Source organism: Mesorhizobium sp. M7A.T.Ca.US.000.02.2.1 (assembly GCF_003996995.1).
GTDB lineage: Bacteria > Pseudomonadota > Alphaproteobacteria > Rhizobiales > Rhizobiaceae > Mesorhizobium.
This window is the reverse complement of record NZ_RZTT01000602.1, coordinates 1-2,710: the sequence shown is the minus strand read 5'-3', so window position 1 is coordinate 2,710 and position 2,710 is coordinate 1. Positions and strand designations below refer to the sequence as shown.

Here is a 2,710-nt window from a genome sequence, read left to right as displayed (position 1 = left end):
GCTGCAGCCGCAGCAGCTGCCGCCGGCCCGTACCGGCCGGCAGGCCTGCCGGACACGATGTTCGGCAAGGATGACCGCGAAACGATCGACAAGCAGCACAAGGCGCTGGAAGGCTACCGCCAGCGCGATTCGGCGGTGCCCGACAAGCCGGAAGCCTACAGCGCCTTCGAAATCGACAAGGCGCCCGAGGCGATCCGGGGTCACCTGCAGGAACTGGCGAAAGACCCGCTGTTCGGCGCGGTGGCGAAAGTCGCGCATGAAGAAAAGGTGCCGGTCGGCGTGCTGCACAAGCTGACCAGCGCGCTTTATGCCCAGGCGGCCGAGGCCGGCATTCTGGAAGCGCCGCTCGACGTGGCGGCCGAACGGGCCGCGCTGCTGCCCGAGACGGCCAAGAACCTGCCGAAAGCCCAACAGGACGCCGCCATTACTGCCCGCATGCAGGCGAACGAAGATTTCGTCACCCTGATGCAACAGCAAGGCCTGCCCAAGGAAGTCGCCGACCACGGCCTGCTGATGCTGATGGACACCGCCAAGGGCAACCAGCTGATCGAGTTCTTCGCGTCCAAGATGACCGGCGCCGACAAGGCCCAGCCTTTCGGCGGCAATGGCGGCGCGCCGGCCGCCTCGACGGCGCGTGACAGCCTTCGCGCGCAGCTCGCGGCTCCGGAAATGAACCCGCAGCATCCGAAGTTCAACCGCGCCGCCTATGAGGCGCTGGACGAGCAATACAAGAAAATCGTCGGCGCCTGATCCCGACGCAATTGACGCCGCGCCGGCCGGGTCATTCTCGGCCGGCGCAACCAAGGGAGCGACCCGGCGGCGGCGGGCTATCCTTCACCGGACCCTGCAAGAACCGGCTCTATCGGCCCCACGGCTGCTTTGAACAGCAACCCAAAGGGGATTTCCCATGTCGATCCAGATCGCTGCCTGGTTTACCGAAAAGATCAAAGACAAAGTCACCGTCCAGTTTCAGGCCCATGGCGGCCTGCTCGACGGCACCATGATGTCGGGTGACACGCAAGCCAACACCGTCAAGTTCCCGATCATCGGCCGCACCGAAGTCTACAAGCTCACCGGCGCCATCGAGCGCGTTCCCGTCACCGGCACCGGCCTGACCACGGTGCAGCTGACCATGGACGATTTCGAGGCCTCCGACTGGTGGCGCGTGCAGGATGCCTACAAGGCCGGCCCGAACGAGCAGGCAGCGCTGGTGACCATCATCACCGCCGCCATCCGCCGCAAGCGCGACACGATCAAAATCGACGCGCTGGCCGCCTTCGCCGCCGGCGGCGCCGGCGTCACCACGCTCGGCAACGGCACCACCGTGATCGATATCATCGATCTCGAACAGGCCCGCGCGCAGATCGCCGGCACCGGCGCCGACGACACCGGCGAAGTGCAGGTGTTCTGCATGCTGCCGGCGATGTGGATGAGCCAGCTCAAATTCTACAAGGAATTTGCCGACGCGCAGTGGGTCGGGCTGGACAATGCGCCGTTCTCGAAGATCCAGCGCATGCGCACCCGCACGTGGAGCGGCGTCCACTACATCGAGGGGCCGGACGAGTATTTCACCGGCAAGGATGGCACGTCGCTCTACGCCTACATGTGGCACCACGATTCCATCGGCGCGGAAACGCCGTGGAACCAGGAAGCGCCGAAGATCACCCAGGAAACCTTGATGCAGGGTTCTCCCTACCTGGTGAAGGCCGGTCTTGGCGGGGCGGCTGTCGGCATCCAGGCGGCGGGCGTCAAGCGCCTCGACTTCCTGAAGATCACCAAGCCGGTTCGCCCGGCCGTGCTGACCGACGAGATCCCGGCCGGCTAACGAACGCCAGCGGGTCGCCTGCCATCCGGCTGGCGGCCCGTCCTGCTTCAAACGTCTCAAACAGGAGAACTTCCGATGGCCTACAATCCGCGCTCGCTGGCCCTGTACAATTCCACGCCCTATGGAACCGCAGGCCAGACCATCAACTGGTACAACTACGCCACCGCCGACGCGGTCGCGACCGTCATTGCCGCCGGCTACTTCGGCACCGGCGTCACCAACGCCAAAAAGCTCGACGTCAACGATGTCATCGACTGCCTCTGTGTCGCCGACGGCGTCGCCGATCGCGTGGCGCTTGTCGTCCTGACCGTTCCCGCCGGCAACATCACCGTCGCCGTCAACACCGACGCTTCGGGCGCGTAATCGGCCGGCGAATCCGGGGATCATTTGCCTCTGTTGAGGTTACCGGATCGCCGTTCCGTCGAGTGAGCCAATCCGGCAGAGGGACATCATGGCCGAAGCGGAAATCGACAAGGCAATGATCGTGAATTGGGCGCTGGTCGAACTCGGGCTGGCGCCCAATTTCTCGATCGACACCGAAACCAAGCTTGGCGGCCTGGTCGACATCTTCTGGCCGCGCGCGATTGCCCGCACCTTCGGCCTGCATGACTGGACCTTCTGCCGGCAAACCTTTGTCCTCACCCGGCAGGACGCGGCACCGATCAACGGCTGGACCTACGGCTATGATTTGCCCGGCGGCATTCTCGGGCCGCCGCTGAAACTCACCACCGACGCGCTTTGCGAACGGCCGCTCCGCGATTTCGCGCTTGAGGGCAAGAGCGCGTTTGCCAACGAACCGGTTGTGTACGCCCGCTGCAAGCTGGCGCTCGACCCCGTCGCCTGGCCGCCGCAATTCGCCGATGGCTTCGCCATGCTGCTGGCCTC

The 2,710-nt window shown here is 65.1% G+C and carries 4 protein-coding genes; all 4 read left to right on the top strand.

Annotated elements, in window-relative coordinates:
* Positions 1 to 750, top strand: a 750-nt coding sequence (locus EOD15_RS36045; protein ID WP_185929136.1) for a hypothetical protein, incomplete at its 5' end; no start/stop codon positions are given.
* A gap of 157 nt (positions 751 to 907) precedes the next feature.
* A complete protein-coding gene (locus tag EOD15_RS32295) occupies positions 908 to 1,825 on the top strand; it encodes a phage capsid protein (RefSeq protein WP_127409207.1) in 918 nt (305 codons plus the stop codon).
* Positions 1,826 to 1,900: 75 nt separating this feature from the next.
* On the top strand, positions 1,901 to 2,188 hold the full coding sequence (locus EOD15_RS32290; RefSeq protein WP_127323179.1) for a hypothetical protein: 288 nt from the start codon (positions 1,901 to 1,903) through the stop codon (positions 2,186 to 2,188).
* Between the two features lie 88 nt (positions 2,189 to 2,276).
* Positions 2,277 to 2,710 (top strand): hypothetical protein (locus EOD15_RS32285; protein WP_148129750.1); only part of this gene is annotated, 434 nt, incomplete at its 3' end.